General features: G+C 37.4%; 25 protein-coding genes. 8 read left to right on the top strand and 17 right to left on the bottom strand.

Annotated features, from left to right (window positions below):
* Positions 1–5 precede the first annotated feature (5 nt).
* The 3 genes from SFC47_RS01890 to SFC47_RS01880 all read left to right on the top strand — a co-directional run bounded on the left by SFC47_RS01890 (position 6) and on the right by SFC47_RS01880 (position 2,177).
* A complete protein-coding gene (locus tag SFC47_RS01890) occupies positions 6–482 on the top strand; it encodes a YkyB family protein (RefSeq protein ID WP_411252576.1) in 477 nt (158 codons plus the stop codon).
* Between the two features lie 165 nt (positions 483–647).
* Complete coding sequence (locus tag SFC47_RS01885) at positions 648–848, top strand: hypothetical protein (protein WP_411252575.1); 201 nt, start codon at positions 648–650, stop codon at positions 846–848.
* 162 nt (positions 849–1,010) lie between these two features.
* A complete protein-coding gene (locus SFC47_RS01880; protein WP_411252574.1) occupies positions 1,011–2,177 on the top strand; it encodes an aminotransferase A in 1,167 nt (388 codons plus the stop codon).
* A gap of 27 nt (positions 2,178–2,204) precedes the next feature.
* Here the strand turns inward: SFC47_RS01880 and SFC47_RS01875 are convergent, their stop codons facing one another.
* From SFC47_RS01875 to SFC47_RS01835, 9 genes are all read right to left on the bottom strand, one after another.
* Positions 2,205–2,381: a hypothetical protein gene (locus tag SFC47_RS01875; RefSeq protein WP_411252573.1), complete on the bottom strand. Its 177-nt coding sequence runs from the start codon at positions 2,379–2,381 to the stop codon at positions 2,205–2,207.
* 67 nt (positions 2,382–2,448) lie between these two features.
* Positions 2,449–3,327, bottom strand: coding sequence for an NAD(P)-dependent oxidoreductase (locus tag SFC47_RS01870; protein ID WP_411252572.1), 879 nt, complete (start codon positions 3,325–3,327; stop codon positions 2,449–2,451).
* 157 nt (positions 3,328–3,484) lie between these two features.
* Positions 3,485–3,958: a hypothetical protein gene (locus SFC47_RS01865; RefSeq protein WP_411252571.1), complete on the bottom strand. Its 474-nt coding sequence runs from the start codon at positions 3,956–3,958 to the stop codon at positions 3,485–3,487.
* A 90-nt stretch (positions 3,959–4,048) separates the two neighbouring features.
* On the bottom strand, positions 4,049–4,834 hold the full coding sequence (locus SFC47_RS01860; protein WP_411252570.1) for an SDR family oxidoreductase: 786 nt from the start codon (positions 4,832–4,834) through the stop codon (positions 4,049–4,051).
* 115 nt (positions 4,835–4,949) lie between these two features.
* Entirely contained in the window at positions 4,950–6,665 is a 1,716-nt protein-coding gene (gene ptsP, locus SFC47_RS01855; protein WP_411252569.1) for a phosphoenolpyruvate--protein phosphotransferase, read from the bottom strand.
* Positions 6,665–6,931 carry a phosphocarrier protein HPr gene (locus tag SFC47_RS01850; protein WP_411252568.1) on the bottom strand — a complete coding sequence of 89 codons (267 nt, stop codon included), beginning with the start codon at positions 6,929–6,931 and terminating at the stop codon, positions 6,665–6,667. The genes ptsP and SFC47_RS01850 overlap by 1 nt, the downstream gene beginning before the upstream one ends.
* 326 nt (positions 6,932–7,257) lie before the next feature.
* Positions 7,258–8,913, bottom strand: coding sequence for a glycerol-3-phosphate dehydrogenase/oxidase (locus SFC47_RS01845; protein WP_411252567.1), 1,656 nt, complete (start codon positions 8,911–8,913; stop codon positions 7,258–7,260).
* A 36-nt stretch (positions 8,914–8,949) separates the two neighbouring features.
* Positions 8,950–10,440 carry a glycerol kinase GlpK gene (glpK, locus tag SFC47_RS01840; protein ID WP_411252566.1) on the bottom strand — a complete coding sequence of 497 codons (1,491 nt, stop codon included), beginning with the start codon at positions 10,438–10,440 and terminating at the stop codon, positions 8,950–8,952.
* 62 nt (positions 10,441–10,502) lie between these two features.
* Positions 10,503–10,697 carry a hypothetical protein gene (locus SFC47_RS01835; RefSeq protein WP_411252565.1) on the bottom strand — a complete coding sequence of 65 codons (195 nt, stop codon included), beginning with the start codon at positions 10,695–10,697 and terminating at the stop codon, positions 10,503–10,505.
* A gap of 218 nt (positions 10,698–10,915) precedes the next feature.
* Between SFC47_RS01835 and SFC47_RS01830 the strand changes: the two genes are divergently transcribed.
* A complete protein-coding gene (locus SFC47_RS01830; RefSeq protein ID WP_063251529.1) occupies positions 10,916–11,104 on the top strand; it encodes a YkvS family protein in 189 nt (62 codons plus the stop codon).
* Between the two features lie 43 nt (positions 11,105–11,147).
* Here the strand turns inward: SFC47_RS01830 and SFC47_RS01825 are convergent, their stop codons facing one another.
* A complete protein-coding gene (locus SFC47_RS01825; protein WP_221820470.1) occupies positions 11,148–11,267 on the bottom strand; it encodes a DUF6254 family protein in 120 nt (39 codons plus the stop codon).
* A 152-nt stretch (positions 11,268–11,419) separates the two neighbouring features.
* On the opposite strand from SFC47_RS01825, the gene SFC47_RS01820 reads away from it, so the two are divergent.
* On the top strand, positions 11,420–12,031 hold the full coding sequence (locus SFC47_RS01820) for a CPBP family intramembrane glutamic endopeptidase (protein WP_411252564.1): 612 nt from the start codon (positions 11,420–11,422) through the stop codon (positions 12,029–12,031).
* Between the two features lie 42 nt (positions 12,032–12,073).
* On the opposite strand, the gene SFC47_RS01815 is transcribed toward SFC47_RS01820, so the two are convergent.
* A complete protein-coding gene (locus SFC47_RS01815) occupies positions 12,074–13,126 on the bottom strand; it encodes a YkvI family membrane protein (protein ID WP_411252563.1) in 1,053 nt (350 codons plus the stop codon).
* A 205-nt stretch (positions 13,127–13,331) separates the two neighbouring features.
* On the opposite strand from SFC47_RS01815, the gene SFC47_RS01810 reads away from it, so the two are divergent.
* Positions 13,332–15,467, top strand: a complete 2,136-nt coding sequence (locus tag SFC47_RS01810; protein WP_411252562.1) for an ATP-dependent Clp protease ATP-binding subunit — start codon at positions 13,332–13,334, stop codon at positions 15,465–15,467.
* Positions 15,468–15,517: 50 nt separating this feature from the next.
* Here the strand turns inward: SFC47_RS01810 and SFC47_RS01805 are convergent, their stop codons facing one another.
* The 3 genes from SFC47_RS01805 to SFC47_RS01795 form a co-directional block, all read right to left on the bottom strand.
* Positions 15,518–17,212 carry a M3 family oligoendopeptidase gene (locus SFC47_RS01805; RefSeq protein WP_411252561.1) on the bottom strand — a complete coding sequence of 565 codons (1,695 nt, stop codon included), beginning with the start codon at positions 17,210–17,212 and terminating at the stop codon, positions 15,518–15,520.
* 100 nt (positions 17,213–17,312) lie between these two features.
* A complete protein-coding gene (locus SFC47_RS01800) occupies positions 17,313–17,753 on the bottom strand; it encodes a MarR family winged helix-turn-helix transcriptional regulator (protein WP_411252560.1) in 441 nt (146 codons plus the stop codon).
* A 129-nt stretch (positions 17,754–17,882) separates the two neighbouring features.
* Positions 17,883–18,872 (bottom strand): phosphotransferase enzyme family protein, encoded by a 990-nt coding sequence (locus tag SFC47_RS01795; RefSeq protein ID WP_411252559.1) that lies wholly within the window; start codon positions 18,870–18,872, stop codon positions 17,883–17,885.
* A 146-nt stretch (positions 18,873–19,018) separates the two neighbouring features.
* Here SFC47_RS01795 and SFC47_RS01790 point away from each other — a divergent pair, with 146 nt between their 5' ends.
* Together SFC47_RS01790 and SFC47_RS01785 are read left to right on the top strand one after the other, a co-directional pair.
* The gene (locus SFC47_RS01790; RefSeq protein WP_411252558.1) at positions 19,019–20,257 is read left to right on the top strand and encodes an MFS transporter; all 1,239 of its coding nucleotides are present in this window, start codon (positions 19,019–19,021) and stop codon (positions 20,255–20,257) included.
* A 129-nt stretch (positions 20,258–20,386) separates the two neighbouring features.
* Entirely contained in the window at positions 20,387–20,731 is a 345-nt protein-coding gene (locus SFC47_RS01785; protein WP_411252557.1) for a hypothetical protein, read from the top strand.
* A gap of 135 nt (positions 20,732–20,866) precedes the next feature.
* On the opposite strand, the gene SFC47_RS01780 is transcribed toward SFC47_RS01785, so the two are convergent.
* The 3 genes from SFC47_RS01780 to SFC47_RS01770 all read right to left on the bottom strand — a co-directional run bounded on the left by SFC47_RS01780 (position 20,867) and on the right by SFC47_RS01770 (position 24,408).
* Entirely contained in the window at positions 20,867–22,255 is a 1,389-nt protein-coding gene (locus SFC47_RS01780; protein WP_411252556.1) for an amino acid permease, read from the bottom strand.
* Between the two features lie 215 nt (positions 22,256–22,470).
* A complete protein-coding gene (locus SFC47_RS01775) occupies positions 22,471–22,839 on the bottom strand; it encodes a RidA family protein (RefSeq protein ID WP_411252555.1) in 369 nt (122 codons plus the stop codon).
* 132 nt (positions 22,840–22,971) lie between these two features.
* Complete coding sequence (locus SFC47_RS01770; protein ID WP_411252554.1) at positions 22,972–24,408, bottom strand: tryptophanase; 1,437 nt, start codon at positions 24,406–24,408, stop codon at positions 22,972–22,974.
* Positions 24,409–24,509: the final 101 nt, after the last annotated feature.

Below are 24,509 nucleotides of genomic sequence, written 5' to 3'. Positions count from 1 at the left end.
ATATCTTGACTCACGACAAGGAAATTCCCCACCCTAAAAGAAAGCTGAGAATAGAAAACCTCTCACAAGCTCTCTATATTGTTAACCGCCATGCTAAAACTGCACCAAACCCCAAATATTTATATAAATTAAAGCATGAATCGTTAAAAAAATTAATAGAAGAAGGCAAAGCCAAGAAGATAGGACTTCACTTTTCACAAAATCCACGTAATAGCAAACAGCAATCCGATGTCCTCGTTCAATGCGGCCATTATACTTTTCATATACCTCCTGCTAAGACCGACTTTGCTGAGCTCCCTCATTTAGGGAAATTAGACGGCAGTATGAGAAACCCTAAAACCTCACTATCCCTAAACCAAGCAAAAGGGATATTGCAGTTATATACTGGCATTAAAGAAATGGAGCAGCCACCGTCAAATCAACGAAAAAACCGTCCATATCAAAAACCAATTTTTAAAAAATTAGGGGAACGTTATACATAATAGGGCCAAATGAATTTGGCTCTTTTATGTATTTTTGTTTTGTACATAAAATGGATACAAGTTATTGATATCTTTGTGAACTCTTACACGGAATAATAGACCTTATCCACCGATAGGTTTACAATAAAATCAAAAGAACAATAATCATAAAGAGGTGCCTTAAATATGAAAGGGACAGCAATTCTTTTTCAAGAGCAAAGGATTACATTTATAGAAGATGTTGAGCAAACAGTATTTGAAGAAATTAAAAACCAATGTGGCTGTGAACAGTGCAGCTGCAAGGTAGATAATAAAATAGTTACTTTTGATTCCGTCTCTCCTGTGTTCTGGCATGAAGATGAAGTTGATTGGGATTATGGTTATTAATAATCGCTATAATGATATTAACTCCCTCCTTAAAAAACAGTCTGATTAGCTTCAGGCTGTTTTTTTATTCTTTCTTATTGTCTTTTGCCATTATTGTAGAATATTTCTAAAAACCTGTTTATAATCAGAGTATTCATGAACGTAATGGAAGGATGAACAAGGGTGGAACATTTAATTAATACCAAAGTTCAAGCAATAGAGGTCTCAGGTATTAGAAAATTTTATAATATGGTATCACATATTGACGATGTTATTTCACTTACGATAGGACAGCCTGATTTTCATACACCAAAGCATGTAAAAGAAGCCGGTATTCAAGCAATAGAGGAAAACTTTACTTCCTATACACATAACGCTGGCATCAGTGAATTGAGAGTAGCAGCCTGCCAGTTTGTTGAACAAAAATACAATCTTTCGTATGACTCCGAATCAGAAGTTATTGTAACAATGGGTGCAAGTGAGGCAATTGATATTTCCTTTCGAACGATCCTGGCAGAAGGTACGGAGGTCATTCTCCCAGGACCAATTTATCCAGGTTATGAGCCGATTATTCGGATGTGTGGAGCTGTCCCGGTTCATGTCGATATTAGGGGAAATCAATTCCGATTTACATTAGAAATGATTAAACCTTATATTACGGATAAGACTCGCTGTATAGTATTGCCGTATCCATCCAATCCTACAGGAGTAAGTCTTACTGAGGGGGAGTTAAAAGAAATTGCAGATTACCTCCGAGAGAAAGAAATCTTTATTCTTGCAGACGAAATATACAGTGAGCTAACTTACGACCAGCCCCATCTTTCGATAGCTTCATACTTAAAAGAAAAAACAATCGTAATTAATGGGTTATCAAAATCGCATGCGATGACTGGATGGAGAATTGGCTTTCTATTTGCACCAAGTAATATCACAAAGCATATTCTCAAGGTACACCAATACAATGTATCTTGTGCTAATTCTATCGCTCAGCGGGCAGCGCTGGCAGCACTAACAACGGGAATAAATGATGCCATTCCAATGAAAAAGGAATATATCACTAGACGTGATTATGTATACAACCGCTTAAGGGCAATGGGGTTGAATGTAGTAAAACCCGATGGGGCTTTTTATTTCTTTGTTAAAATACCAGATTCAATTTCTTTAAATAGTTTTGACTTTGCACTTGAGATGGTTCATCAAGTAAAGGTAGCGGTAGTTCCTGGGAGTGCATTTTCTGAGTATGGCGAAGGTTATTTTAGATTATCCTTTGCCGTTTCACTTAAAACGCTGGAGACCGGGTTAAATCGAATAGAACAATTTTTAGTGAATACAAAACACCCTCACTGTTAAAAGTGAGGGTGTTTTGTTTTGTATATATTATCCTTTGTATTGCCCGTTATTTTTAGATGCTTTTTCCTTTTTAGCTTTATCTTTATGAATTTTATTTGTTGCTTGAGATCCCATTTCATGGGCAAATTCTTCATTTAGAACTGCAGAATCAAATCCCTTTTTGTTCTTTTGCTGAGGGTCATTCTTTTTTGTTCTTTTAGCCATTACATCTTCCTCCTAATTCAGCTTCTATCTTATTTTTTGTTAGAAGGAGGAATTTATACGACCGGTGTTAGGACTTCCAATATTTATAAAGAGCCTGTGTTCCGCTGTTCTCCTCGCCCATTTCTACAAGTTGATCATATAATGATTTTGCTAAAGCTAAGCCCGGCACTTTCATGTCCATTTGCTCTGCTTCATCCAGCGCGATCTTCATATCCTTAATAAAATGTTTTATGTAAAACCCTGGTTCAAAATTCCCGTTAAGCATTCTTGGAGCAAGATTGCTTAATGACCAGCTTCCTGCAGCACCTGTAGTAATACTTTTTAACACTGATTCTGGGTTTAACCCTGCCTTTTCAGCATAAATTACTGCCTCGCATACACCAATCATATTTGATGCTATCGCAATTTGATTACACATTTTTGTGTGCTGACCTGCACCTGCTTTTCCCTGATAAACTATATTGGTTCCGAGCAGATTCAGGATAGGCATTATGGCTTTAACCGCAAGTTCTTCACCGCCTGCCATAATGGACAGCTTTGCTTCCTTTGCACCAACATCACCCCCAGAAACAGGTGCATCAATGGTATGAATGCCTTTTTCTTTTGCACTGTTAAATATTTTAACAGCCAAGGAGGGAGCTGAAGTGGTCATGTCGATTAGATAACTATCTACTCTAGCATGATTGACCAATCCATTTTCACCTAAATAAATTTCTTCTACGTCAGAAGGATAACCAACCATAGTAATGATTACATTAGCCTTCTCTGCTATTTCCTTTGGAGAATCCAGCCAAGCCGCCCCTTTTTCAGTTAGGTCATCTGTTTTTGCCTTTGTCCTAGAATAAACCATCAAAGGAAACCCTGCTGCCATTAAATGTCCTGCCATACTTTTCCCCATAACGCCTGTCCCAATAAAACCAATTACAGTATTATCTGGAGTAAACAAAAGTATCAATCCTCCAATTATAAAATTTTCACCCTTTTATTATATAGTGAATAACACAAAAAAACCGGAACTAAGTACTTTCCGGTTATCGTGCTCAATCTCCAAATTTATGCACCTACATAGCTTCTCCTAGTTCAAATCATGATAAACCATATATTTAAAGCTCCGAAGAAAAATTTGTTAGGAAGACTCGGCCAAAGACTTCCTGGTTATTATATATTTCAATTGAAACTGCTTGGTTTTTTTCTATCATATTCTTTAGTTCATGAATGTGTAAATCTTCCTGAAGAGGAAGCGGGTCCATAAAGATATACTTTTCGCTCTTACCCTTGACCTCTAAATACTCTCCATTAAGAACTTGATCTTCCCCATATATGATTTCACGTTTACCAATCGCAGCAGCCAGTAAATCATCATGTATCGTAACTTTTACTTTATATAACTCATGTCTATCCAAAATCTCATTATTAATTCTAAAACGGAATTGAAGCTCATTATTTTTAGTTAACAATGCATCCGCGTACCGATTTACAATTAGTTCTTTTGATAGTGGTAACCCACAACCATTAAGAACAAGCCCAATAAACATTATACACACTAGTACAAAAACCAGTTTTCTACTTCTCCGCATGTTTAACACTCCTTTATGTTTTTACCTTAACCATTTATTTTTGGTAATAAACGTAAAATGAGGTTGATTATTGGAATAATAACAGAGTAATTAAATTGCTTTAATCATGCCCCCATCAACTAAGAACGAACTTCCTGTCATATAAGTATTGGCATCAGAAAGAAGAAAGGCTGCAACATTAGCAAATTCCTCAGGTGTACCATATCTCTTTAGCGGAATAGTCTCTTTCATAGCTTTTTCAACACTTTCTAAGCCGACACCTTGTTTGTCTGCGTTTATTTGATCTAAATGCTTAACACGGTCTGTAGCAATTCGTCCTGGGGCAATGGTATTGATTAGGACATTATAAGGTGCAAATTCAGATGCCAGGGTCTTTGAGAGTCCAACGATACCGGTTCGAAATGTATTAGAAAGAATTAAGCCAGGTATTGGTTCTTTAATTGAAGATGAAGCAATGTTAAGAATTTTTCCTCCATCCTTTTTTAGATAGGGCAGAGCTTCGCGGATTACACGTATATAGGATAATAAATTTAACTCAAATGCACTTTTCCACTCGCCATCTGTTATATCTTCAAAGGACCCTGCCGGAGGACCGCCTGCATTGTTGACAAGCAGCTGTAACTCACCAAATGTATCAATTGTTTTTGAAACAAGTAATTTAATATCTTCTATTTTTGTGATATCTGCTTTTTGATAACTAACCTTGCCCAGTCCTATAGATGCTAATTCATCAGCCTTCCTTTTAAGTTTTTCTTCTTCTCTGCCTGAGATCATAACATTGGTTCCTTCATTCACTAACGCTTTTGCGATAGCAAAACCCAGCCCTTGGCTGGATGCAATAACAAGCGCTGTTTTCCCCTTTAGATTTAATTCCATTCTAGCTCCCCCTTTAACTTGTCTATATCTATTATACTAAAAATCTCCAGCCATTCCTAAAACATGTACGACAAAAAGAGACAGAATCACTCTGTCTCTCTTGTGGAATTAAGTATTATTTTGTTGTTGCAGCATTAACCGCTTCAATCACTTGTGCTGTTGTTTGCATATTTAATACTTGTGCAGCAAGCTTCTCCATTTCGGTCTTACTTAATTTTTTAATTTGTGAACGTGCTTTTAGAATTGATGTTGCACTCATAGAAAACTCGTCTAATCCAAGACCAAGCAGAAGAGGGATCGCTGTTTCGTCTCCAGCCATTTCCCCACACATCCCAGCCCATTTACCTTCAGCATGAGCAGCATCAATAACCATTTTTACCAATCGTAAAATCGATGGGCTATATGGCTGATACAGGTAGGATACACGCTGATTCATCCGGTCTGCCGCCATGGTATATTGAATTAGATCATTCGTTCCAATGCTAAAGAAGTCAACCTCTTTAGCGAATTGATCTGCTAGGACTGCAGTTGAAGGAATTTCAACCATAATTCCCAGCTCGATACTGTCTGAAACATCATGTCCAGCTGAAATAAGCTTTTGCTTTTCATCCTCTAAGATTGCCTTTGCTTCACGGAATTCATCTAACGTTGCAATCATCGGGAACATTACTTTTAGGTTTCCATATATGCTTGCACGCAGGAGTGCACGAAGCTGGGTACGGAAAATATCCTGCTCCTCTAGACACAAACGAATTGCCCGGAATCCCAAAAATGGATTAAGCTCTTTTGGTAATTGCAGGTATGGAAGCTCTTTATCGCCGCCGATATCTAAAGTCCGCACTACCACAGGCTTCCCATTCATACCTTCTAATACTGCTTTATAAGCGTCAAATTGTTCTTCTTCAGTCGGAAGCTGGTCTCTTCCCATATAAAGAAATTCAGTCCTATAGAGACCTACACCTTCTCCACCATTTTGAACTACTCCTTTTAGGTCATTAGGAGTACCGATATTAGCTGCTAATTCAACATGATGACCATCGGCTGATACCGTTTTTTCATTGACAAGCTTTGCCCATTCAGTCTTCTGTGCCTCATATTGTTGATGAATGTTACGGTATTCTTCCACTAGTTCTGGAGTCGGGTTTATATGTACTTCACCTTTTAGTCCATCGACAATGACTAAGTCACCGTTGTTGATTTCTTCAGTAGCAGTTTTGGTACCTACAACTGCTGGAATCTCCATAGAACGAGCCATAATCGCAGAATGGGAAGTACGTCCGCCTATATCAGTTGTAAATCCCAGTACAAATTGCCGATTTAGCTGCGCAGTATCGGATGGTGTTAAATCCTCTGCAACTATAATAACTTCCTCTGCAATCATACTTGGATTTACTAGCTGTACGCCTAACAAATGTGCTAAAACACGCTTTGTCACATCACGGATATCAGCTGCACGTTCCTTCATATACTCATTGTCCATTTGTTCAAACATCATCACAAACATATCTGCTGTATCTTTTAATGCAGCTTCCGCATTTACCTTTTCAGATTTAATCTTGTCTTCGATTGGTCCATTTAACTCTGGATCCGTAAGAACAAGCAAATGCGCCTCAAAGATAGCTGCTTTATCTGCACCAAGTTCAACCTGAGCACGATCTCGAATCGCTTCAAGTTCTGCTTTAGATTTCTCTATAGCTTTCCTAAAACGTGATACCTCTGTTTCAGTGTCTTCTATTGTTTGTTTCTCAAATGATAAATTTGGTTCTACTAACCGATACGCTTTTGCAATGGCAATACCATTGGAAGCGGCAATTCCCTGTAAAAATGTCATTACTCAGCCAGTCCTTCTTTTTTCAATAATTCATCAAGGCTTCTAATAGCTTCTTCGCTGTCACTGCCCTCTGCACTAATTGAGATATCTGCTCCTTGACCAATTCCAAGAGACATAACACCCATAATGGATTTTAGGTTAACTTTTTTACCCTTATATTCTAAATTGATCTCTGAATCAAATTTGCTCGCAGTTTGTACAAGCAGGGTTGCAGGTCTTGCGTGGATCCCTGTATCAGCTGTTACCTTAAATTGTTTTTCTGCCATGTTAAATCAAACTCCTTCTCGTTAATGTAAAATGACACTGGCTTATTACTATCTAACAGCATATAGTCAGATCAGTTAACTGAACTAATTGCTATATTTTTCTCCAAAAGGATATGAAGTATGTAACCAGACAGCCTCATTTATTTTTTGAAATTCATACAATTGCTAGGATAACACTTTCAAACATTACAGACAACATAAAACCATTTATGTAAGCGCATTAAAAAATCGACATCTTAATTTTTTTAAATTGTTCACGATTTTGCCATAAATTTTTCTGATTTATCAACAGAAAAAGCTGACCAATTGGGCAGCTTCGTCTTTGTTCAATTCACTGTTCCAGATGCAATTTTCAGAGCTTTTTCTAATTCATCTGTGTATAAATTCTTGGTTGTGTCATGCCATTTTAATTTCTCGGCCATATATTCAATCACAGGTTTTTTATAGCTATAGACAGAACGTATGTTAAATAAGACAGCTCCAGTTCTCCTTATAAAGAAATCTATTGGTGTTGCCACCATTTCACACTGTATAGAATAAACTAGCTTTGCAAGCAACTCTTCTGGAATCCCGTATTTTAAGGCATCACTTTTATTTTCCATGAGTAAATCATATACCAGGTCAATATTGGAACCATACATATAAACTAACTGCTCTGACTCTGATGAAGTAAGACCATTTTCGATACCCTTCGCTATTTTTTGCCAGGTAAACCGGGCATAATTATGAGATCCTCCTACATGACCGCCAGATATAGGCAATTGCTTTGTTATACAGTTTTGGTACCTAATTCCTTGTTCCTTCTCCAAATAACCTGCTAAGGTGTCAACAACAGCTTCAGCCATCTTTCGATAACCAGTTAATTTACCACCTGCTATGGTAATCAAACCAGTTTTGGATTCCCAAATTTCATCCCTGCGTGATATTTCTGAAGCGTCCTTGCCTGCCTCATAAATTAGCGGCCGTAACCCTGCCCAGCTTGACTCAATATCATTTTCGTTAATATCTACTTCAGGAAACATGTAATGAATTGCCTTAAGTAAGTAATCTCGATCGTTTTTAGTAATGAGTGGATGGAGCTTATCTTGATTAAAAAAAGTATCCGTTGTACCTACATACGTTTTTCCATCGCGAGGAATAGCAAATACCATCCTGCCATCAGGCGTATCAAAGTAAATGGATTGCCTCAAGGGAAAACGGCACTGATCTATAACTAGATGGACCCCTTTGGTCAATTGCAAAGATTTTCCATTTTTAGACTGGTCCAGTTCAAGAACATCCTCCACCCAGGGACCCGCTGCATTAATGACCTTTTTAGCAAAAATTTGATATTTTTCGCCTGTTAACTGATCCCGAACAACGACACCGGAAACCATTCCTTTTCTATATACAAAATCTACTGCCTTTGTATAATTTATTGGAACTGCACCAAATCTAAATGCCTCTTTTATGACTTCAATCGTCAAACGCGCATCATCTGTACGATATTCAACATAGCAGCCGCTTCCTATTAAACCTTCCTTCTTTAGCAGTGGTGCTTTTTCTATTGTTTGTTCTTTTGTTAACATGGTTCTTCGCTCTATACTTTTTACTCCTGCAAGAAAATCATAAATTCTTAACCCTATTGATGTACTCAACCATCCAAAGGTTCCTCCTCTATAAATCGGAAGTAACATCCATACAGGTTTTGTTACATGAGGGCCATTTTCATAGACAATTGCTCTTTCTTTGCCCACTTCCGTAACCATTTTCACTTCAAATTGTTTTAAATAACGAAGTCCGCCATGAATTAATTTTGTGGAACGGCTTGATGTTCCAGCAGCAAAATCCTGCATATCCACAAGTGCAGTTTTCATCCCCCTCGTTTGAGCATCTAGGATAATCCCAGCGCCGGTAATCCCCCCGCCAATTACTAAACAATCAAATTCCTTGTTTTTCAAGCTATCAATTATTTCATTTCTATTTATGTTAGAAAATTTCATCGCTTTTCCTCCTAAATAGAAATAGACGCCCTAATATTATTTAAAAGTCATTGCCGCATTCACTGCTTTTTTCCAGCCATTATAAAGTGTGATGCGGTGCTTCTCGGACATTTTAGGGACAAATCTTCGATCAGATGCCCATTGTTTTGAAATATCTTCCTGACTTTTCCAAAAACCTACAGCAAGACCAGCTAAATAGGCAGCTCCAAGTGCTGTCGTTTCACTTACTTCCGGTCTTTCTACCGGTACATTTAGGATATCACTCTGGAATTCCATTAAAAAATTATTGTTAACGGCCCCTCCATCTACTCGAAGTGTTTTCAAGCTTATTAATGAATCAAGCTCCATAGCTGCCAGTACATCCTTTGTTTGATAGGCTAATGACTCTAGTACAGCCCGGATAAAATGTTCCTTCGAGGTTCCTCTCGTTAAACCAAAAACAGCACCTCGTACATCACTATCCCAGTAAGGCGTCCCCAAGCCAACAAACGCAGGAACCACATAAACACCATCTGTGGAATCCACTCTGCACGCATAGGCCTCACTATCCTTAGCTTCCTTAAACATCCTAAGACCATCTCGGAGCCATTGAATAGCAGAGCCCGCAACGAAAATACTTCCTTCAAGGCCATACTCAACCTTTCCATTCAGTCCCCAGGCAATAGTCGTTAACAAGCCATTCTCTGATCGAACTGCTTTTTCTCCTGTATTCATCAACATGAAACAACCCGTACCGTACGTATTTTTCGCCATACCCGGCTCAAAACACGCCTGCCCGAAAAGCGCTGCCTGCTGATCACCGGCTATCCCTGAGATAGGTGTTTCCCTGCCAAAAAAATGATAATCAACCGTTTTCGCATAAACGAATGAGGAGGGTTTCACTTCTGGAAGCATACATTTAGGAACATCCAATATCTTCAATAATTCGTCGTCCCACTTGAGGTCATATATATTAAACATCAATGTCCTTGATGCATTCGAATAATCCGTTACATGTGCCCTGCCTCCAGAAAGCTTCCAAACAATCCAAGTATCAATCGTTCCAAATAAAAGTTCACCTTGCTCCGCTCTACGACGCGCTCCTTCCACATGATCTAATATCCATTTAACTTTTGTACCAGAGAAATAGGCATCAATGAGCAGTCCCGTTTTTGAGCGGAATAAATCGCTATATCCGTTAGTTTTTAATTCATCACAAATATCACTAGTTTGTCTTGATTGCCAAACGATTGCATTATATATAGGTTCCCCCGTTTCTTTATCCCAAATTACCGTGGTTTCACGTTGATTGGTGATTCCTATACCTTCAATTTGCTCTGGTTGTATTCCCGATTCAGACATTACTTCAGCAATAACTGAAAGTACCGAGCCCCAAATTTCGTTGGCATTATGCTCTACCCAGCCTGGTCTAGGAAAATGCTGCGTGAATTCTTTTTGTGCAGAAAAAACAATTTCCCCCAGTTTATTAAATAGAATCGCTCTCGAGCTTGTTGTACCTTGGTCTATAGAGAGAATAAACGTCTCCAAAGAAATCCCCCTATTCACTATATGGTTTAAATTTCTTATAATACTTAATGCATTAATCTATTTTAACTTCTGGGCTCTTCCAAATATTGATATAATACATCTCCACCTCTTTGACCTATTCCGCGGAAATGTTTAAAGTCCTCCCTTTTAACCAGGAACTGCCTAAATTCCATAAAATCTTCCTTTTTAACATAGTATTCGGAAAGTTCACCTGATCTTAATTTTTCTAAGATTTCATTGACATATTGTTCGTTCATATCCGTCACCTCAAATATTATTTTATAGCAGGATGTGTAATCATAGCCAACAATTCCACCTTAGTTCAATAGAAATCACGTTACAAATGAAAACGATTGCATTTTTAATGAATAATTAACGAAATTGTCAAATAAAACCCTTTACGAAACTATAAAAGTAGTGCAAACTGTTATGTAAATGAGTATATACATTTTGTCAAGTAAAGGAGAGAGAGATTATGAAAAAAGCAGAAGTAGGCAATGTCATTGAATTCCGTGGCGGATTAAAAGGGATTGTAGAAAAGGTAAATGAAAATTCTGTCATAGTCGACCTAACATTAATGGATAATTACCGTGACCTCGAATTGGATCAGCGGACAGTTGTAAACCATAAAAATTATAAGATAGTAAAAGAAAGCGCTTATTAAATTGATAGCTTTGTAGATTAGGCAGCCTAGAGGCTGCCTTTTTTTACTTATCTTGTCCTGCTTCTTTTAATAGCTGGTCTTTTGATTTTACTTTTCCATGAGGATTTTGGTCTTGTTTTCGCACAGTCCATTCGCGTTCTTGCTGGCTTTTAGATTTGCTCATCTTCCCTTCCTCCTTTCCATTCACCTTACTATTTTTTTCAGGTTTCATCATTCTTATGAGTGGAAACGTTCAAAAGTATGATGTAAACATTTCCTTTCATAATTTTTTTTTGTTAAAATAAATTCTATTGAAAGAAAGGAGGCAAGAGATCCTTGAAGAAACACCAATTGGACCTTCGACTGACAGCCGGCATAATTATTTCCCATGCGCTGATGTATTTTACCTTTTATGACCGGGCAATATTCTGGTACATATTTACTGGCTCTCTCCTTATTTTGATTACATATGCAATGTTTCAAGAAGCCGTGGATGATGAAGTATCATTTTTTAAATATCTCTCTTTAGGTACTATTTCAGGGTTAATCCTCTATTTATTCTTTTGGATAGGGGTTCAAGCCTTTGACCTTCTAAATCTGCCTTTTGAGAAAAGTATCAATAAACTTTATCGGTGGTTTGCTCCTTCATTATTTTGGCAATACCTAGCTTTAATTCTAGTGGCAGCTCCTGGTGAGGAACTCTTTTGGCGCGGATTTGTTCAAAAAAGATTGCTTCATTTTTTTAGGCCATTAACGAGTATTTTTATTGGTGCTCTGCTTTATGCATCTGTACATATTTATTCGGGCACACTGATCTTAATGCTAGCCGCATTCTTATCCGGGCTAATGTGGGGTGCACTTTATTTATGGAAGAGAAGTATGCCATTGGTTATCGTCTCCCACATAGTTTTTGATATTATGATTTTTATTATTTTACCGTTAAAATAGGAAAAGCATCTGTCTTTTTACTTGACGATGCTTTTCCTATTTTTATGATTTATTGACTTTATCGTTAAGAGGCTTCATCCATAAAAGGATAAAAAAGATAAGGCTGATATAGCCAAACAATGGGTAAAGATTAGACAAAAGTTTACTATAGTCAATAAGGCTGATAATATAAGAAACGATAAAAATAGATGATATGGTAACGAAAGTAGGAACATTAACAAATTGCTTTAATTGACGATCAAGTCCATAAACATTTCCTATGACTGAAGTGAAGATTTCACCATATATAACAAGGACAAATATCCAATAAAAAAAAGGTGCTGTCTGCTTCATAATGATCGCCATCGGTATCTCGTAAATTTCTAAGTTTGGAAGCATAATTAAGGTAAAGTGGCTTGAGATTAAAATGACAGTCAACGCTGTCCCTCCTAATATGCCTCCCCATTTTATGGTCCAATCATCCTTAATTTCATTTGCAATCGGAACGAGCACAGCCTGTGCTAGAGCCAGGTTTAAGGCAGTATAAGAAAAGGGTGCCAAGACACTTTTCCAGCCATCTTCCGCATGAGGAATAAATAATAAGTGATTTATAAAATTTGACTGTTTAATAGAAAGTGTCATTAACATAAGACTGAAGCAAATCATGATGGGAACTACAAATGAATTGACTGCAAATAGTCCCTTTGTACCAACGAGCATTACTAAAAAAGATAAAAAAATAGTTAAAAACACTCCTAAATTCTTTGAAAGACCCAGCTGTTCCTCAAAAACTGCTCCTGCGCCTGCGAGCATTACCGCGCTTACCCCTAGAAGCATAAAAAGCATGATTATATTAATACCCCTGCCTGCCCATTTCCCAAACAAGTGTACATTAAATTCCTGATACGAGACTGCATGTATCCGAGCAGCAATTCTCATCAACTTTGACCCTAATACGATAAGGAGGTAGCCGCTCAGTAATATACTTAGAAAACCGATGAAGCCAAATCGTGAGAAAAACTCAACAATTTCTCTTCCTGTAGCAAACCCTGCACCGACTACTGTACCAACGTAAACTGCGGCGATTTGGAATGCTGCTGACCAATTTCTTTTCACCTCATCTCCCCCTTAAATACAATATATGAGCAAGGGGACAAACAAAGACGAGCTTTTTTTAAAATGAGTCCAATTTATCTCTTACAAAAATTTACCATAAGCATAGTGCTTGAAAGTCAAAAAAGGTCAAAGTATACTATGTGCATAAGGTCAAATATAGTCAAAGTCAAAATTATTTTTTATATCTTTAAGGAGGTTTTATTTTATGCTTTGTCAATTGTGTAAAGAAAACCAAGCCACTCTTCAACTTAAACTAAACATTAATGGATCTCAAAGTGAAATGAAACTATGTCATGAATGTTATACAGCAAATAAAAGTAAAATCAATACTGGTCTAGCTCCGAATATGGGATCATTTGCAGGATTTCCATTAGAAGACTTGTTTTTTAATATGAAGAAAAATAGTATAAACCAAATGAATCATAAGCAGACTGCCGAGCGAAATGGCGGCGGTTTTATAGATCAATTTGGACGGAATTTAACACATATGGCCAAGGCTGGTCTGATTGATCCTGTAATTGGCCGTGATGAAGAGGTTAAAAGGGTTATCGAAATATTGAATCGTCGTAATAAAAATAATCCCGTTTTAATTGGGGAACCAGGTGTCGGAAAAACAGCTATTGCTGAAGGTCTGGCAATGAAAATCGTTGATGGACAAGTGCCAGCTAAGTTAAAAAATAAAGATGTATATTTACTTGATGTTGCATCTCTAGTAGCAAATACTGGTATCCGTGGTCAGTTTGAAGAAAGAATGAAGCAATTGATTGCAGAATTACAAGAACGAAAAAATATTATCCTTTTCATTGATGAGATTCATCTCCTCGTTGGGGCTGGCTCAGCAGAAGGATCAATGGACGCAGGTAATATTTTAAAACCAGCACTAGCACGAGGTGAGCTTCAACTAGTCGGTGCGACTACTTTGAAGGAATACCGTCAAATTGAAAAAGATGCTGCCTTAGAACGCCGATTCCAGCCCGTTCAGGTTGCGGAACCCTCCCCTAGTGCAGCCATTGAAATCTTAAAAGGAATTAAGAAGAAGTATGAGGACTTTCATGAAGTAACCTATTCTGATGCTGCACTCTCAGCGTGTGTACACTTATCACACAGGTATATCCAAGATCGGTTCTTACCGGATAAAGCTATTGACTTACTGGATGAAGCAGGTTCTAAATTAAACCTGACAACAGAAGGGAATAGTAAGGAACAAATTGAAGTCAGATTAAAAGAAATAGCACTACAAAAAGATTCGGCCCTTAAAAATGAAAACTATGAATTAGCAGCAACACTTCGTGACGAAGAAGCTAAGCTTGAACAATTATTAAATGAACATTCTGCAATCAGAAGACCGGTGATCGAGTTATCACATATTCAAGAACTAATTGAACAAAAGACCGGTATTCCTGTCGGAAAATTACAAGAAGATGAACAGCAAAAGATGAAGTACCTGGAGATGAGCTTAAACACAAAAGTCATCGGTCAGAAAAAGGCTGTTGAAAAGGTAGCTAAAGCTATAAGAAGAAGCCGGGCCGGGTTAAAATCAAAGACTCGTCCGATTGGGTCTTTCCTCTTTGTTGGCCCAACGGGTGTCGGTAAAACCGAGCTCTCTAAAACGCTCGCCGAAGAATTATTTGGATCAACAGAGGCTATGATTCGACTCGATATGAGCGAATACATGGAAAAACACAGTATTTCGAAACTTATCGGTTCGCCGCCGGGTTATGTAGGTCATGATGAAGCCGGACAGTTAACCGAGAAAGTACGCAGGAATCCATACAGCATTATTTTGCTAGATGAAATTGAAAAAGCTCATCCAGATGTGCAGCATATGTTTTTACAGATTCTTGAGGACGGGCGCCTAACAGACAGTCAAGGCAGGACGGTTAGCTTCAAGGATTCAGTCATTATCATGACAAGTAATGCTGGAGTGGGACACAAAACGATTCACGTTGGTTTCGGTACAAATAATGCCATAGAGGAAGCATCTATTTTAGATTCACTTGGCAGCTTCTTCAAGCCAGAATTTTTAAATCGATTTGATAGTATTATTGAATTTAACTCACTTGAAAAAGAACATATCATGCAGATTGTTGACTTAATGATCAATGATTTAAAAGAAACTCTTAAAGAACAAAATATTGAATTTACTATAACTCTAGAAGCAAAAGAAACATTAGCAGAATTAGGCTATCATCCAGCATTTGGTGCACGTCCGCTCCGCAGAGTGATTCAAGAGCAGATTGAGGACAAGATCGCTGACTTTATACTTGACCAGCCTGAGGCAGATGCTTTATCTGCCATCATTGAAGATGGTCATCTAAAGGTAACTGCAGCTAAAAAGTAAAGTTTATTAATAGAAAAAGCGAAGCCTAATGGCTTCGCTTTTCCTTATTATTATAACTTGTGATCATCAACAGAATTTAACCAAGCCTCAATTTCGCCAACAACAGATTGGACACAGCCATCCTCAAAAGGTGAAATTAGGTTAGCTTCTTTCACAAGCCTTGTAAAAGACATACTTCCGCCGAGTTTACAAAGGTTCACATAATCAATCCAAGCCTCTTTTTGATTTTCCCTTGAACGTTTCCAAAATTGGAAAGCACAGATTTGAGCCAAAGTATAATCAATATAATAGAAAGGAGAGTTGAAAATATGACCTTGCCGCTGCCAAAAACCACCATTCTCTAAATAAGAATTCCCGTCATAATCTCTATGTGGTAAATATTTCTTTTCAATTTCGCGCCATTGCTGCTTTCGTTCCTCAGGCGAAGCTTCCCAATTTTCATATACCCAGTGTTGGAATTCATCAACTGAAACACCATATGGCAGGAATAACAACCCATCACTTAAATGTGAAAATTTATATTTATCTGTATCTTCCTGAAAGAATAAGTTCATCCATGGCCAAGTGAAAAATTCCATACTCATTGAGTGAATTTCACATGCTTCGTAGGTTGGCCAATAATATTCTGGGATTTCAAAATCCCTGCTCGAATAAACCTGGAATGCATGCCCTGCTTCATGTGTAAGCACATCAATATCCCCAGAGGTCCCATTAAAATTTGAGAAAATAAACGGAGCTTTGTAATTTTCAATGAAGGTACAATAACCTCCGCTTGCTTTACCCTTCTTTGCCACAAGGTCCATTAAATTGTTATCCTGCATAAATTGAAAGAATTCTCCAGTTTCCTTTGAAAGCTCTTCATACATTTTCTGTCCGTTCTCAATAATCCATTCTGGACTGCCCTTAGGTACAGCATTGCCAGTTTGATATTTGAAACCTTCATCATAATAATTTAACTTATCCACACCAATACGTTCTTGTTGCCGGGCTTTTAAAGAGGTTGCGATTGGTACAATAAAATCCTTTACCTGCTGACGGAAATTTGCCACCATCTCAGCATTGTAGTCAGTTCTCATCATTCGGTAGTAACCAAGTTCAACAAAGTTTTTATACCCCAACTCGCGGGCAATCTCAGTCCTCACTTTAACAAGGTCATCATAAATACGATCGAGTTCTTCCTCATGCTCAGCCAGAAATCCAAACTTCGCTTCATTTGCGCGCTTTCTCATTTCTCTATCTGTTGATTCAGTAAAAGGTTCTAATTGCGCAAGGGTCCGTTCTTCACCTTCAAAGATAATTTTTGCTGAAGCAATTAATTTTGTATATTGTGTAGAAAGACGATTCTCCTTTTGTAATAAAGGAACTATTTCTGGTTTAAAGGTCTTTAATTGTCCTTCAGCTAAGGCAAATAATTGTTTGCCAAATTTAGCTTCTAATTCAGCACGAAACTTGGACTGAACAAGTGCCTGATAATATTTGGTAACCAAGCCTTCAATTTCTGGCTGTATTTCGTCCATATAATCTTGCTCTGCCTTATAAAATTCATCGTTGGTGTCAACGGAATGGCGAATATAACAAAGGTTAAACATCGTGCCAATATCATTTCTAATTACATTTACTTCCTGCATGGCCATGCTTTGCTCTTCTGTTGAATTTGCATGATTAAACTTCTCTATTGCATCCTCAAATCTTTCTGTAATAATTTCTAGATTCGGACGGTTATATGTATACTCTTCAAATCTCATTGGAACATCCCCTTTGATAAAAAAATTTGGAACTATTAACAATTCAACATAATCCATTAATATTCCTTTAAAAAGAAAAAAATACGGCTCATGAGCCGTATTAAAATTTACCAGCAGGCAATCCTAGTTTTTTTAATAAATCGATGGCTTCTTGTTTTTCAGAATCCGTTAGACTAGACATTAACTGATGAATCTGCTGTGCATGTTCCGGGAATATTTCCTGAATAAATTCTTTTCCTTTATCTGTAATTTGTGCATAGGTAACACGCCGGTCATTCGGACAAGCTATTCTAACCAAAAGTCCCTTTTGCTCCAGCTTATCAACAACATAGGTAATACTGCCGCTTGCAAGCAATATTTTCCCGCCAATTTGCTGCATCGGCTGATCACCTTTATGATATAAAAGCTCTAATACGGCAAATTCAGTCGGATTCAAGCCGCTTGCTTGTATCACTTTATTAACGTGCTCATTAATCGCTTTATATGCCCTTGAAAGAACAATAAATAACTTCAACGATTGAGATACTGTATCATTCTCCATTTAACCTCATCCTTTTTATAATAGGTCAGCGTTATAAGGCTTTCGCTTTTCTATTTTTATCTCGACTTCAAGATTATTATAAAAAACTTTTTATGGACTGTCAATTTACCTCCAAAAGTCTATTCCATTTTAACCTAGTTGTACAATTGGCTCTTTATTTAGTATTCTCTCGTGCAAACCATTTAGCATTTGGTTAAGCGATTCATCTCTATCTTCTTTAGGAATTTTCTTATGTAAAACAGAATAAAGGGTAATATCCCGCAGCATGAAAAACAGCGGGAGCTGCTCCTTCCAGCCGTTTGGCAAAAAATTGTGCTCTCCATACCCTTTCATAAAGTGAGTGAGAAAATTCCCGGCAAACTGTTCCCTCTCCCATTTGGCTTTATCCTGAAATCCATACAAAATTGAATAATAAAGTGGAATTGCAATATCTGAAGCAAACCAATGATAGCTGCTATCATCGAAGTCAAATACATGAATAGACTTTCCATCATAAAAAAAGTTACCTGAATGGATATCACTGTGAATGAGTCCAAAATTATCTTTGCTTTTTGTAAGGAATTCTAACTCTTTTATTAACCCTTTTGTATTTTTGATGATCTCTTTTTCATCAGGAACATAGGTTTCGATGTCAAGTAATTCCTCCTCCTCCCAAGATGGCCGGAGATTAAAAACATTCCCAGGCTGATATTCCTTTGTGAGAGCATGCATTTGACCTATGGCGCTTCCCCAAGCTGTAAATAATTGTTCATTGAAATCTGCTGACTTAATTCTAACAGGATCCCCAGGTACTTTTGAAAAGAGACAGGCATAAAAAAATGAACCGTCACCAGCAGGCAGGGTTTCAATAAATTGATTATTAGAAGAGGTAAAAGCTAAAGGGCAGCCAACACCATGCTCATGTAAATAATTGATCCAATCAAGTTCAGCTAGAATCTCACCATCACGCCGATGTGAACTATGGGTAATCCTTAAGATTACAGGCTTGTCTTTTTGATAGGCCTCAAACACATAATTCTCAAAATCCCCCAGTAACTTTACTTCTGGCTGTAAACAAAAGCAATCCAAAAAAGTGTTTAGAATCTCTCTAGTAAACAATATTTCTACTGATTTCTCCATTTTACACCCCTGATTTTTCAAGATACACGTCTACTTCCATTATATTTAAATATTTCGAACTTAGAAACAATCTATTTTTCAATTTTAGATAAATTATGTAAGATAAGGTTATGAAAAGATTAATAGTAAACTAAACGAGGTGAAATATGAGTCAACCAGCAGCAGTAACACGAAGTACACCTAAAACGTCAGATACCACCATGTTCAATATTCTTTTTATCATTAGTCTTTGTCATTTACTCAATGACGCGATACAAGCGGTAGTTCCCGCTATGTTCCCAATACTAGAAAAATCGATGGGTTTATCGTTTACTCAGCTCGGAATTATAGCCTTTTCCTTGAACATGGTATCCTCCGTATTGCAGCCAGTAGTTGGGGTCGTGACAGATAAAAAGCCAATGCCCTTCGCTTTGCCAATAGGACTTACTTTAACACTTTGCGGTGTTCTTGGTTTAGCGTTCGCCCCTTCATTTGGATTAATAGTTTTGTCTGTTATTTTCATTGGCTTTGGGTCTGCAGTCTTTCATCCAGAAGGCTCTAGAGTAGCTTATATGGCTGCAGGAAGAAGAAGAGGGCTTGCCCAATCGATTTATCAAGTTGGCGGTAATACCGGGCAGGCGTTGGCTCCACTCATTACGGCGATTATCCTTGTTCCACTTGGGCAAAAAGGTGCATCATGGTTTACAATCGTTGCAGCCTTAGCCGTATTGTTATTAATTTACATTGCTAATTGGTATAAAAATAGTTTAGTTGAAACCCTGCCCTTAATAAAAAAGAAAAATTCAACGGCAGAAAAAAATACTGGGCTTTCAAAAAAGGTTAAACAATCACTAATATTAATTCTTTTACTAATATTTGCACGTTCATGGTATATATCGGGGATGACTAATTTTTACGCCTTCTTTGCTATTGAAGAATATTCCCTTTCGATTAAGAAATCACAACTCTTTCTTTTTGCCTTTTTAATTGCAGGTGCCTTTGGTACTTTTTTTGGCGGCCCGCTGGCTGACCGATTCGGAAAGAAAAATTTAATATCTGTTTCGATGTTATTGACTATACCATTTTCTATTCTTATTCCTTTTGTACCCCATTATCTAGCCTTTATCTTTCTAACACTTACTGGATTTATTTTAATGACCAATTTTTCAGTTACAGTGGTTTTTGCACAAGAGCTTGTACCTGGAAAAATTGGTACTATGTCAGGGTTAACAGTTGGGCTCGCATTTGGTATGGGGGCTATTGGTTCAGTAGGACTTGGATATTTAGCAGATTTATTTAGTATGTCAGCCATGGTTTCTTCAATCGGATTTTTGCCTTTGATTGGATTATTGGCTTTCCTCCTTCCAAGTGATCAAATGGTCCAAGAATGGAATCAAGAAAAATAAGGAGGGCTAAGCCTCCTTATTTTTCATCTTACACACTTTATAATTTTCAAAAAATTTTAACATTTACCCTCAAAAAATCTTATTATCTATCATATAATATAGTTAGAACATAAAAGGGAGGGCTAAATCATGAAAACCCCTAATTACCATGACTTTTATCAAAAAGCTTTGATACCTATTGGCTGCAATGACCTGGTGGCATTAAAGGAATACGAATCATACGACTTTGATGCTCCTTCACATTGGCTCATAGCAGTAGAAGGAGAGCAGCTCCCGCTGTCAAGAATTTATTTTCATTGGAAAGTAAGTATCTATCCGTCTAATGTTGATGGTGATTTTAATTGGAAGAAACCTTTTTACTGTTCACCAATTATGGAATCTATGGATCATGCACACGAACTTGCCTGCACATTGACTGCGACAAGTAAACGAGATCAACTCTCCACTTTCAACCTACAAGAAAAAATAAGCTAAGCCACAAAAAAATATCCCCTTTTTGAGCTTCACCTTCTTTTTACCTTCACTTGTGAAAAAATCTACATATAGGAAAAATCTGTATCTATAATAAAAGGAAACACCATGGTTTTGGTGCTTCCTCTTAAATAATTCTTAGTTAGCCTTCTTTAGATATTGCGAAGGATCCTCCACTTTGCCGCGATTCTTAACTTTATATGCGATGAATAATATCCCTAACCAAACCGGAGCCAGATAAAGAGATAATCGATAACTTGGCAGGAAGGCCATTAATACAACCAGCATTATTAGGTAGCCCATGGTAACATAATTAGAAATAGGATAAAAAGGCATTTTAAACTTTAACTTTGCAGCTTCCTCTTTACCAATTATTTTTCTAAACTTGTTATGCGTTATTAAAATCATAACCCAGTTGATGATTATTGCAAGAATCGCAATCGACATAACAATACCAAAAACTTGTCCTGGCAGGAATGCGTTTAAAATAACAGATACCCCAACGACACCAGAAGATAATAAAACACAATAGGTTGGAACACCTGTTTTGCCAATTTTCTTTAAGAATTTAGGTGCATTACCTTGCTCAGCAAGACCATATAGCATTCGTGCATTACTATACAAGCAGCTATTATATGCAGAAAATGTTGCCGTAAGTACAATGATATTGAGTATAGATGCAGCAGCTGGAATGCCTAACTGATCAAAAATGAGAACGAATGGACTTCCCGTTAACCCCACTTTATCCCAAGGGAATAATGTTACTAGTACAAGCATAGATCCTACATAGAAAATGAGAATTCGATAAAGAACCTGATTAATCGCTTTCGGAATCGTTTTTTCGGGGTTCTCTGCTTCACCGGCAGTAATCCCAATTAGTTCAACACCGCCAAATGCAAAGGTTACAACCACTAAGGACAGGATTAAACCAGTAAACCCTTTTGGTAAAAATCCGCCATGTTTATATAAATTCTCAAACCCAATCGCTTCTCCGCCATTTCCAAAACCAAAGAAGATAATTGCCAAGCCAAAAAGAATCATCACGATAACTGCTAAAACTTTAATAATAGCTCCCCAAAATTCAATCTCTCCAAATGCTTTTACTCCGATTAAGTTTATTCCAGTAATGATTAAGAACATCACGAAACCAGATACCCACTGCGGAATATCAGGGAACCAATAATTCACATAAATACCAACAGCGGTTATTTCTGCCATCGAGACAGCTATATAACAGAACCAATAGTTCCAGCCAGATATAAAACCGGCCATGTCCCCCCAATATTTGTATGCAAATGTACTAAAAGCACCAGAAACAGGTGTATGTACTGTCATTTCTCCCATACAGCGCATTACAAGGAAGATAAAAAATCCACCAATGGCATATGATAACATAACTCCTGGTCCCACAAGTCCGATTGTTGCTGCGGATCCATAAAACAATCCTGTCCCGATTGCACCGCCTAGAGCTATCATTTGGATATGCCTATTTTTAAGACCTCTTTTCAATTCTTGGTTTTCTTGCATAATTCTCACTCTCCAATTAGAAATGCATATCATTATATAGATTTTTCAAAGTAAATTTTTGATCTGGAAAATTAATGAGAACAAGATGGGACAAACTGAAAGAGTTTCCTAAAAATAGACACCCTCGTAAGGTTGAAGACTAGGGGAAGTTTGGCTGCTATTTCATTTTGAGCCTCTTTCAATAGGAGACAAAATATTTTTCAATTTTATATTTATTACTTTCGAGCTATAGCCTCAATTTCACACAATACGCCTTGAGGAAGCTGCTTCACCGCTACACAGCTGCGTGCTGGTTTTGATACAAAGTACTCTGCATAAACTTTGTTAAATGCTGTAAAATCATTCATATCTGTTAGAAAACAAGTAGTCTTAAAAACGCTTTCGAAATTTAGTCCAGCTGCTTTTAAAATGGCCCCAACATTTTTACAAGACTGTTCGGCCTGCGCACTTATCCCTTCTGGAATTTGACCGTTTTCAGGATTAATTGGTATTTGTCCAGATGTATATACTAGTCCATTAATTTCAAAGCCCTGTGAATAAGGACCAATTGCACCTGGAGCTTCAGTTGTTTCAAGCTTTTTCATGATTCATTCCTCCGCTAAAGAAGTAGTGTAGGACAGCAGTTTTTTCTTTTTTTCGGGGCAAGACAGTGACTCCTCCATAAGAAAGTCACTGCCTCAGCCTTTAATTTAGTAATTAAGATTGGAGTTAATCAATCAAATAGAAACCAGCTCATTTTCTTTTTCAGTGTTTTCTGTACCAACTTCTGCAATTGGTTCTAAACTTGCTTGGAAGTGACGAAGAATTGGCGGCTCCCACGAGATTTTATAACCGCGTTTGATTTCGTGAGCTCTCTCTTTAATAGCAATTAAGGCATCTACCACGACATCCAAATGGGCTTGTGTATAAACTCTTCTCGGAATAGCCAGACGTGTAAATTCAAAGTCAGCTTTTAATTGTTCTTTTGTATCTGGGTCATTTCCCAGCATATATGATCCAATATCACAGGTACGAATTCCTGCTTCTTTGTACAGTTCAATTGCTAAAACTTGACCTGGGTATTCGTTATATGGAATATGTGGGAACATACTTTGGGCATCAACAAACACTCCATGACCTCCAACAGGCGCCTGATACTGGATTCCAGCTTCATCTAAACGAGCTGCAATGTACTCACTTTGACCAATTCTATATGCTAAATATGATTCATCAATACCTTCATATAACCCAATCGCAAGTGCTTCAAGGTCGCGTCCAGATAATCCGCCATAAGTATAAAAACCTTCATATGAAATACAATTTGCTTTTATTTTTAGAATTAGCGGGGAATTACCATCTTTAACTCCGATTAAGCCACCCATGTTTACAATTGTGTCTTTCTTTGCAGACATCGTGAACATATCACCATAACTAAACATTTTAGCGATTATTTCTTTGATGGACATGTTCTGACATTCTTCTTCCCTTTGTTTAATAAAGAATGCATTCTCAGCATAACGAGCAGCGTCAATATCTAGAGGAATATTGTACTGTTTACATATTTCAGAAACTTCCCTCATATTTTGCATGGAAACAGGCTGCCCGCCGGCTGAATTGTTTGTAATGGTCATTACAACAAGTCCAATATTTTCTGGACCATACTCATTGATAATTCTTTTCATTTTTTCAACATCCATATTCCCTTTAAAAGGTTTGCGAATGGATGGATCTTTTGCTTCTTCCACTACACAATCAATTGCTCTTGCACCAGCAAGTTCAACATGCGCACGAGTTGTATCAAAGAACATATTAGAAATGGCGTATTTTCCCTCGTTCAAGAATGTCGGAAACAAAACCTTTTCTGCAGCACGACCTTGATGTACAGGCTGTATGTATTCATAACCAAAGATGTCTATACCAGCATCACGAAGTTTAAAATAACTTGAAGCACCTGCATATGCTTCGTCACCTCTCATAACTCCCGCCCACTGTTCAACACTCATTGCACCAGTTCCGCTGTCAGTTAGAAGATCGATATAAACGTCTTCCCCTCTAATTCCAAATAAATTATATTTCGCTTCCTGAATCCTTTTTTCTCTCTCTTCTCTAGATAAAATCTTAATTGGTTCAACTGATTTAATTCTAAATGGTTCTGCAATATATTTAATAGCCATTATCAAATTCCTCCCTAAAGGTAATTGTTAGATTCATACATTACTAGATTTAAAATAATAGTTAGGTTCGTTTAACTGCTTCCAGTAATATTCTTTCCTCC

Source organism: Neobacillus niacini (assembly GCF_046591715.1).
Taxonomy (GTDB): domain Bacteria; phylum Bacillota; class Bacilli; order Bacillales; family Cytobacillaceae; genus Neobacillus; species Neobacillus niacini_L.
This window is presented reverse-complemented; position numbering and strand designations above follow the sequence as displayed.